This is a genomic window from Pseudoflavonifractor sp. MCC625 (assembly GCF_018784545.1).
Lineage (GTDB): Bacteria > Bacillota > Clostridia > Oscillospirales > Oscillospiraceae > Pseudoflavonifractor_A > Pseudoflavonifractor_A gallinarum.
The window spans coordinates 1-8,482 of the sequence record NZ_WQOJ01000007.1; the positions used below are offsets into that span (position 1 = coordinate 1).

An 8,482-nucleotide genomic window follows, 5' to 3' on the forward strand; every position below is an offset into this window, starting at 1 on the left:
GAGGTGGCGTAAGTATCGCTGCCGCCGAACTCACGGCCGGACACCAGCACGGCCTTGTCCGCGCCCATGGCCAGCAGCTCGCGCAGCATGCCCTCCGCGGGCGGGGGGCCCATGGAAACCACGGTCACTTCGCAGCCGGTCTCATCCTTCAGCTTCAGGGCCGCCTCAATGGCGTTCATATCATCGGGGTTGGTGATGGTCGCCATGGACGCGCGGTCCATGGTGCCGTCCGCCTTCACCGCAACCTTACCGGAGGTATCCGGCACCTGCTTCACACATACGATTGCTTTCATGTCAATATCCTCCGTTCCTTACTTCACGCCCAGATGGCTGGAAATGACCATGCGCTGAACCTCGCTGGTACCCTCGTAGATCTCGGTGATCTTGGCGTCACGCATCATGCGCTCCACGGGGTACTCACGGGTGTAGCCATAGCCGCCAAAGAGCTGAACGGCGCGGCGGGTCACATCACTGGCGGCCTCAGCGGCGAAGAGCTTGGCCATGGCGGCGTCCATGGAGTAGGGCTCGCCATTCTGCTTCTTCATCGCAGCGGAGTACACCAGGAACTGGGCGGCCTGCATGCGGGTGTGCATATCGGCCAGCTGGAACTGGGTGTTCTGGAACTGAGACAGGCGGCGGCCAAACTGCACGCGCTCCTTGGTGTAGTTGATGGCCTCCTCCACGGCGCCCTCGCCCAGGCCCAGAGCCTGAGAGGCGATGCCGATACGGCCGCCGTCCAGCGTCTTCATGGCGATCTTGAAGCCCTTGCCTTCCTTGCCCAGCAGGTTCTCCTTGGGCACGATGCAGTCCTCCATGATCAGCTCACAGGTGGAGGAACCGCGGATGCCCATCTTCTTCTCGTGCTTACCGATGGAGAATCCGGGGAAGTCCCGCTCCACGATGAAGGCGGAGATGCCGTGGTTGCCCGCCTTGGGATCGGTCATGGCAAAGACGATGAACACATTGGCAAAGCCGGCGTTGGTGATGAAGATCTTGGAGCCGTTGAGCACATAGTGATCTCCCTCCAGCACCGCGGTGGTCTGCTGTCCGGAAGCATCGGTACCGGCATTGGGCTCGGTCAGGCCAAAGGCGCCGATCCACTCGCCGGAGCAGAGCTTGGGCAGGTACTTCTTCTTCTGCTCCTCGGTGCCGTTCTCAAAGATGGGGGCGCAGCACAGGGAGGTGTGGGCGGACACAACGACAGCGGTGGTGCCGCACACCTTGGCCAGCTCCTCCACCGCCATGGAATAAGCCAGCACATCGGCGCCGGCGCCGCCGTACTCCTTGGGGAAATAGATGCCCATCATGCCCAGCTTGGCCATCTTCTTGACGGTCTCCTCGGGGAAGCGCTCCTCCTCGTCGATCTCCTCGGCCAGGGGCTTCACCTCATTCTGGGCGAACTCACGGTACATTTTCCGAAGCATCTCATGCTCTTTGGACAGATGAAAATCCATATTGCTTTGCTCCTTCTAGATAAAAATACACATATACGGCTGGGAGCCGGGGACGATCTCCGTCCCCGGCTATCCGAATACTGGAATTACTTCTTGCTGTAGTCGTAGAAACCGATGCCGGTCTTACGGCCCAGACGGCCGCCGCGGACCATCTTGCGCAGCAGCAGGGAAGCGCGGTAACGGGGATCGTTGGTCTCCTTATAGAGAACATCCATGATGGCCAGACACACGTCCAGGCCGATGAAGTCGCCCAGCTCCAGGGGACCCATGGGATGATTGGCGCCCAGTTTCATGGCCTTGTCCACGTCCTCCACAGAGGCGATGCCGCTCTCGACCACATTGATACCCTCGTTGATCATGGGGATGAGCAGGCGGTTGACGACAAAACCGGGGGCCTCGTCTACTTCCACAGGGTCCTTGCCCACGTCCTTGGAGAGGTCAAAGATCGCCTTGAACGTCTCGTCGGAGGTGTTTACGCCGCGGATGACCTCAATGAGCTTCATCACGGGGGCGGGGTTGAAGAAGTGCATACCGATCACCTTGTCGGCCCGCTTGGTGGCGGAGGCAATGTCGGTGATGGAGATGGAGGAGGTGTTGGTGGCCAGGATGGCCTCGGGCTTGCAGATGGCATCCAGCTGAGCGAAGAGCTCCTTCTTCAGGGAGAGCTCCTCCACGGCGGACTCCACAACCAGATCGGCGTCAGCCGCAGCGTTGATGTCGGTCGTAAAGGTCAGCTTGGAGAGCAGGGCCTCCTTGCCGGCCTCGTCCAGCTTGCCCTTGGCAATGCGCTTATCCAGGCTTTTAATGAGGCTGTTCTTATGCTTCTCGGCGCTCTGCTCGCTGGTGGAGCGGATCACGGTATCGATACCCTTGGTCGCAAAAACCTGGCCGATGCCCAGGCCCATGGTGCCGCCGCCGATGATAACGATCTTTTTCATAAACATAGTCCTCCCAAAATTCAGTTGATCCCAAATGCTAAAGTACCCTGCGGACCCGTTCGGTCCGCCCGCGCGTTCTTTCGCGGTGGTACGGAATGTTCCTGCTCATGGTTGGTGACATGCTGTGTATTGGATCTTGCTCTGCGTGCCTCAGTTTGCTTAATCATTTTTAAAAACGGTCCAGATCAGCGGTTGAGGAAATGCTTTTCCTTCCGCTTCTCCAAAAAGGCGCCCATGCCCTCATCCTTGTCGGCCGTGCCGCAGGTGACGCCGAAGGCCTCCGCCTCGAAGGCCGCGGCGGTGTGGATATCGGTCTGCATTCCCATCCGGATACAGCGCTTGGACTCCCGCACTGCGATCTGTGCATTGGCACAGATTGCCTGGGCCAGTTCCATGGCGCGCTCCATCAGCTCTTCCGGCGGACAGACCGCAGACACCAGGCCGATCTCCTTGGCCTCGGCTGCACCGATGACCCGGGCGGTCAGAATGAGCTCCATGGCCTTGGAGACCCCCACGATACGGGGCAGACGCTGCGTCCCGCCGAAGCCGGGTGTAATCCCCAGGCCCACCTCGGGCTGACCGAACTTGGCCTTCTCACTGGCCAGGCGGATATCACAGGCCATGGCCAGTTCGCATCCGCCGCCCAGCGCAAAGCCGTTGACCGCAGCGATCACAGGTTTGGACAGATTCTCCAGCTTGAGGAACACATTTCCTCCGCGGACGCCGAATTTCTTTCCGTCACTGGAGGTAAAGCCCTTCATTTCCCCGATGTCGGCCCCCGCCACAAAGGAGCGGCCCGCACCGGTGAGGATGACCACATAGATCTCATCCTCAGCCTCCACTCTGTCCAGAACGGCGTCCAGATCAGAGAGGACCTGACTGTTGAGGGCATTGAGCGCATCGGGCCGGTCGATGGTGATGATTCCAACGTGTCCCTGTTGCTCAAACTTCACAAATGCCACTCGTTCTACCTCCTGTTTCTTGTAAAGTGTTGTTGGACCGTCCGGCAGCTTGTTATTTTTTTAACATATAACCTCCTAAAAAATTGCAACAGCAGGTTTTCTATCCGCAGTTGCACAACTTTACAGGTGGTTTCTTGGCTGTTCCGTTTTCTCGATCCTCGCTTAGTATAGCTCTTTTTTGGCTCATACGCAAGAGGGTTTTTGAAAAAAATCGTATTTTTTATCTACGCGCTTTCTTTTTTCATTCATTTTATTGTTGGTATTTTACAAATACTTAGTGAAAAAATTGACGATTTCACGGTCTTTGCGCCTTTTGTTATTTTATTAACATTGATTAGATTCCAAATAAAAAGCACTTCGGAATCCGAAGTGCTTTGCGGAAAGGATGCTCACATCAGGGCGGTCAGCCACCGGGAGAGGGGCAGATAGGCCATGGGCAGAAACATGGCCGGCAGCATATTGCCCACCCGGATCTTTTCCCGGGGCAGTCCCAGCATGTTCAGGGCGATGCCCACGATGATGGTCCCCCCTACTGCGCTCATCTCCACCACCACGTCCTGCGGCAGATAGGGGCCTACAAACTGAGCCAGCAGCGTCAGTCCCCCCTGGTAGAGGAAGAGGGGCACCACACAGAAGGCCACACCCACGCCCATGGCCGAGGCAAAGGTGATGGCGGTCACCCCGTCGATGACACTCTTAGAGATCAGGATGGAATAGTTGTGGTTGAGGCCCGCCTCCAGGCTGCCGTTGATAGCCATGGCTCCCACACAGAACAGGACTGTGGCATTGACAAATCCCTCTACAAAGCGGCTGTTGCCGCCGCCCCGGAGCAGGCGTCCCCGCACCAGTATGCCGATTCCCTCCAGGCGGTCTTCGATACGCAGTGCCTCCCCCAACAGCGTTCCCACGACCATGCAGACGATCACACACAGGGTATCCTGCGTGCCAATCATACTGGAGACCCCGATCCCCATCACACACAGCCCCAGTGCACTGGTCAGTGTGGCGGCAAAACGGGGTTTGATATGGTCCTTGCACACAAGCCCCAGCAAACTGCCCAATAAAATCAGAACGACATTGATAACGGTGGCGATCATGGGTAACTCCTTCCGGCGGGCGCTTTCCCGCTTCACTGTATTAAATATAATGATACTCACCTTTTTGCCCCTTGTCAAAGGGGAATTCTCCTCATGTCCAGGCGCTGGACCACATATGGTAGAACAGCGAAGAAAAAGGGGGGCTGTCCTTGAAAGTGAGCCGTTCATCCATGTTATACGGCACCTTACTGCTCACCGGCACCAGTCTGGTGGCCCAGGTGCTGGGATTTATCTACCGCATTTTCCTCTCCCGGCTAGTGGGGGCCGAGATCATGGGACTCTATCAACTCATCCTGCCGGTCTATTCCGTGGTCCTCTCCATCACCGCCGTCGGCCTAACCGTAGCCGTGTCCAACCTCTCGGCTGAGTATGCCGCACGGGGAAACGAGGGGGCCATGGGGGCGGTACTGCGGCGCTGCCTGACCGCCTTTCTGATCCTCTTTGCCCTGGTGGCCGGGGTGACCGTGCTGTTCTATGATCCCATTTCGGTCTATCTGCTGGGAGACGCCAGGACCCAGCTGGGCCTCCTTCTTTTACTCCCCTGTCTCTTTCTCACGGGGATCGAAAATCTTCACAAACACTATTTTTACGGCACCGGAAATATCCGTCCGCCTGCGGCAGTAGAGCTGTGTGAACAGTTCATCCGCACCGGGGCGGTCCTGGGCCTTCTGGCCCTCTTTCTCCCTCAGACGCCGGAGCGCACCGTGGGACTCATCGTGACCGGCATGGTGATCTGTGAGCTCTTTTCCTCCGTTACACTGGTCATTCTGTACCGAAAACGGGCAGCCGGTCTGCCTCGGACCCCCGCCGACCCCGGGCTGAGCCGCCGGATCCGCGCCATTGCCGTTCCCATCGGCTTTACCGCCCTTTTGGGGAATATCATGGGCTCGGCCAACGCGGTACTCATCCCCCAGCGTCTGGTGGCCTCCGGCTCCGATGTGTCCCATGCCATGAGCTCGTTTGGTGTGCTGTGCGGCATGACAATCCCCATGCTGGTCATGCCCACCGCCTTTATCGGCGCCATGGGGCTGGTTCTGGTTCCCCGTCTGGCCCGCAGCGCCGCCCTCGGCCGTCTGGATCGGATCCGGGACCGGGTCCACAAGGCCATGCTGGCCACATCGGTCCTCATCATGCCCGCCATGGCCTTTCTGGTGGTTCTGGGACCGACCATCGGGCGTTTCCTCTTCCGGGAGGAGAGCGCGGGGGATTTTATCCTCCCCCTCTCACTGGGTGTCCTGCTGTCCTGCTATCAGTCCATCCTCTCCGGCGTGCTCAACGGTGTGGGAAAACAGCGTGCCGCCGCCTGGAACGCCATCCTCTGCGGCGGGGTGCAGCTGGGCTGCACCTTTTTCCTGATGGGCCTGCCCGGTGTGGGACTCAAGGGCTATGTGGCGGGTTTTGTGGCCAGCTCCGCCCTGGGTCTGCTCCTCAACTGGTATCAGGTGGGGCGGTATGCCCATATGCGGCCCCGGCTCTTCCAGTGGTGTACGGCCCCCGCGCTGTCCGCCCTCCTTATGGGCCTGTGCGTCAATCTGCTCTTCCGCTTCTTGTGCCGCAGCGGCGTAGAGGGCATCTGGGCTGTTCTCATCTGCCTGCTCTTTGGGAGCGTGGAATACCTCTGCGCCCTCTCGGCCCAGGGCGTTTCGGTTCGGGCCCTCTTTTCCCTACATTGACTTGTTGGTTTTTCATCCGTTTTTCTCGTCAAAAAGGGGCACTTTTTTGCATTCTCTCACAATTTCCGCCCCGCTGCGCCGGATTCCGCCCTCAGATGCTTGACAGCCCCCCGCCCACGGCTTATAATGACTTTCATGCAGCAAGGACGCTGCGGCCCTGGCCGCAGTGTCTTTTTTTATCGGTCCCCTCTGCCGGGGGACTCCATGGAGGAATGTTTTGATGAGTAAGGTCCCTGAACTCTTTGGCAGCATGGTTTTTAACGACTCTGTCATGCGGGAGCGGCTCCCTAAGGATATCTACCGCGCCCTCCGGCGCACCATCAACGAGGGCACGGCCCTGGACCCCGCCGTGGCCGATGTGGTGGCCGCCGCCATGAAGGACTGGGCGGTGGGCAAGGGCGCCACCCACTTCACACACTGGTTCCAGCCCATGACGGGCATCACCGCCGAAAAGCACGACGCCTTCCTCTCCCCCTGCGGGGACGGATCGGTCATCATGGATTTCTCAGGCAAGGAGCTCATCAAGGGCGAGTCGGACGCCTCCTCCTTCCCCTCCGGCGGGCTGCGTGCCACCTTTGAAGCCCGGGGCTATACCGCCTGGGACCCCACCTCTTACGCCTTTATCAAGGATGATACCCTGTGCATTCCCACCGCCTTCTGCTCCTACCACGGGGAGATTCTGGACAAAAAGACTCCCCTGCTCCGCTCCATGGACGCGGTGAGCCGGGAGGCCATCCGGGTGCTCCGTCTCTTTGGCAAGGATGTACGCCGGGTGACCTCCACCGTGGGCGCCGAGCAGGAGTATTTCCTCATCAACAAAGAGGACTACGGCAAGCGGGCCGATCTGATCCTCACGGGCCGGACCCTCTTTGGCGCACCCGCCCCCAAGGGCCAGGAGATGGAGGATCACTACTACGGCTCCATCCGTCCCCGGGTCAAGGCCTTTATGGCGGAGCTGGATGAGGAGCTGTGGAAGCTGGGCATCTGCTCCAAGACCGAGCACAACGAGGTGGCGCCCTGCCAGCATGAGATGGCACCCCTCTTTACCACCGCCAATCTGGCCACCGACCAGAACCAGCTCTCCATGGAGATCATGAAGAAGGTGGCCAACAAGCACGGCTTTGTCTGCCTCCTCCATGAAAAGCCCTTTGAGGGGGTCAATGGCTCGGGCAAGCACAACAACTGGTCCCTCTCCACCGACACCGGGGAGAACCTGCTGGACCCGGGCAAGACCCCCATGGACAACGCCCAGTTCCTGCTCTTCCTCACCGCTGTCATCAAGGCGGTGGACGACTACCAGGATCTGCTGCGCATCTCGGTGGCCAGCGCGGGCAACGACCACCGTCTGGGCGCCAATGAGGCCCCGCCCGCCATCGTCTCGGTCTATGTGGGCGACGAGCTGGAGCAGGTGGTGGATGCCCTGGTCTCGGGCGGAGCCCACGACAAGGCGGTGGATGCCGCCATGGATATCGGCGTCACCGCCCTTCCCCCCATCCCTCTGGACAACTCGGACCGGAACCGCACCTCTCCCTTCGCCTTTACCGGCAATAAGTTTGAGTTCCGTATGCCCGGCTCCTCTTTCAACATCGCCTGCACCAACGTGATGCTCAACACCGCCGTTGCCATGGTCCTGCGGGAGTTTGCCGACGAGCTGGAGGACGCCCCTGTCTTTGACACTGCCCTCTCCGCCCTCATCCGGCGGGAGCTGGCCGCCCACCGCCGGATCCTCTTCAACGGAAACGGCTACGGGACGGATTGGCCCATCGAGGCCCAGCGCCGGGGCCTGCTCAACCTGCGCACCACCCCCGAGGCCCTGGAGCGCTACGACGATCCCAAGAACGTGGCTCTCTTTGCGGCCATGGGCATCTACACACTGGAGGAGATTCGCTCCCGCCAAGAGATCATCCAGGAGGATTACAGCAAGACCATCCTCATCGAGGCCCGCACCGCCCTGGATCTGCTCCGCCAGCAGATCCTCCCCGCCTGCATGGCCTATTCCAAGCAGGTGGCCGAGGGTGTGGCCGTCAAGCAGTCCATCGGCATCCCCGCCCCGGAGGAGAGCGCATTGGTCCGCTCCCTCACCGAGGAGACCGGACTTCTCTTCCAGCGTGCCGCCGAGCTGGAGTCCTCCCTCACCGCCCTGCCCAGCGGAGCCGCGCCCCGGGCGGAATACTGCGCCCAGGCCGTCCTGCCCGCCATGGAGGCGGCCCGCGCCGTGGCCGACCGGCTGGAGGGCATGGTCAGCCACGATTTCTGGCCCTTCCCCACCTATCGGGATCTGCTCTTTTACATCTGATTTTCCTTCCTAATGAGACCGGCCGTCCGGCGGGAGTTTCCCGCCGGACGGCCGGTTTTTAT

At 60.0% G+C, this 8,482-nt stretch carries 6 protein-coding genes and 1 pseudogene; 2 read left to right on the forward strand and 5 right to left on the reverse strand.

What is annotated here, in order from left to right; translation table 11 throughout:
* The 5 genes and pseudogenes from GPK94_RS01975 to GPK94_RS01995 form a co-directional block, all read right to left on the reverse strand.
* Positions 1-293, reverse strand: a pseudogene (locus tag GPK94_RS01975) (electron transfer flavoprotein subunit beta); the annotation flags it as partial.
* An 18-nt stretch (positions 294-311) separates the two neighbouring features.
* Complete coding sequence (locus GPK94_RS01980; protein ID WP_101691009.1) at positions 312-1,454, reverse strand: acyl-CoA dehydrogenase; 1,143 nt, start codon at positions 1,452-1,454, stop codon at positions 312-314.
* An 86-nt stretch (positions 1,455-1,540) separates the two neighbouring features.
* On the reverse strand, positions 1,541-2,392 hold the full coding sequence (locus GPK94_RS01985; RefSeq protein ID WP_101691008.1) for a 3-hydroxybutyryl-CoA dehydrogenase: 852 nt from the start codon (positions 2,390-2,392) through the stop codon (positions 1,541-1,543).
* A 185-nt stretch (positions 2,393-2,577) separates the two neighbouring features.
* Entirely contained in the window at positions 2,578-3,354 is a 777-nt protein-coding gene (locus GPK94_RS01990; protein ID WP_101691007.1) for an enoyl-CoA hydratase-related protein, read from the reverse strand.
* 389 nt (positions 3,355-3,743) lie between these two features.
* On the reverse strand, positions 3,744-4,451 hold the full coding sequence (locus GPK94_RS01995; RefSeq protein WP_186964008.1) for a DUF554 domain-containing protein: 708 nt from the start codon (positions 4,449-4,451) through the stop codon (positions 3,744-3,746).
* Between the two features lie 155 nt (positions 4,452-4,606).
* Between GPK94_RS01995 and GPK94_RS02000 the strand changes: the two genes are divergently transcribed.
* Positions 4,607-6,124: a polysaccharide biosynthesis C-terminal domain-containing protein gene (locus GPK94_RS02000; protein ID WP_346727972.1), complete on the forward strand. Its 1,518-nt coding sequence runs from the start codon at positions 4,607-4,609 to the stop codon at positions 6,122-6,124.
* Positions 6,125-6,344: 220 nt separating this feature from the next.
* On the forward strand, positions 6,345-8,420 hold the full coding sequence (locus GPK94_RS02005) for a glutamine synthetase III (RefSeq protein ID WP_101691004.1): 2,076 nt from the start codon (positions 6,345-6,347) through the stop codon (positions 8,418-8,420).
* Positions 8,421-8,482: the final 62 nt, after the last annotated feature.

Bases quoted from the DNA above. Each gene is read 5' to 3' on its own strand.
- GPK94_RS01995 (WP_186964008.1), bottom strand. From the start codon at position 4,451: ATGATCGCCACCGTTATCAATGTCGTTCTGATTTTATTGGGCAGTTTG.
- GPK94_RS01980 (WP_101691009.1), bottom strand. From the start codon at position 1,454: ATGGATTTTCATCTGTCCAAAGAGCATGAGATGCTTCGGAAAATGTAC.
- GPK94_RS02005 (WP_101691004.1), top strand. From the start codon at position 6,345: ATGAGTAAGGTCCCTGAACTCTTTGGCAGCATGGTTTTTAACGACTCT.
- GPK94_RS01985 (WP_101691008.1), bottom strand. From the start codon at position 2,392: ATGAAAAAGATCGTTATCATCGGCGGCGGCACCATGGGCCTGGGCATC.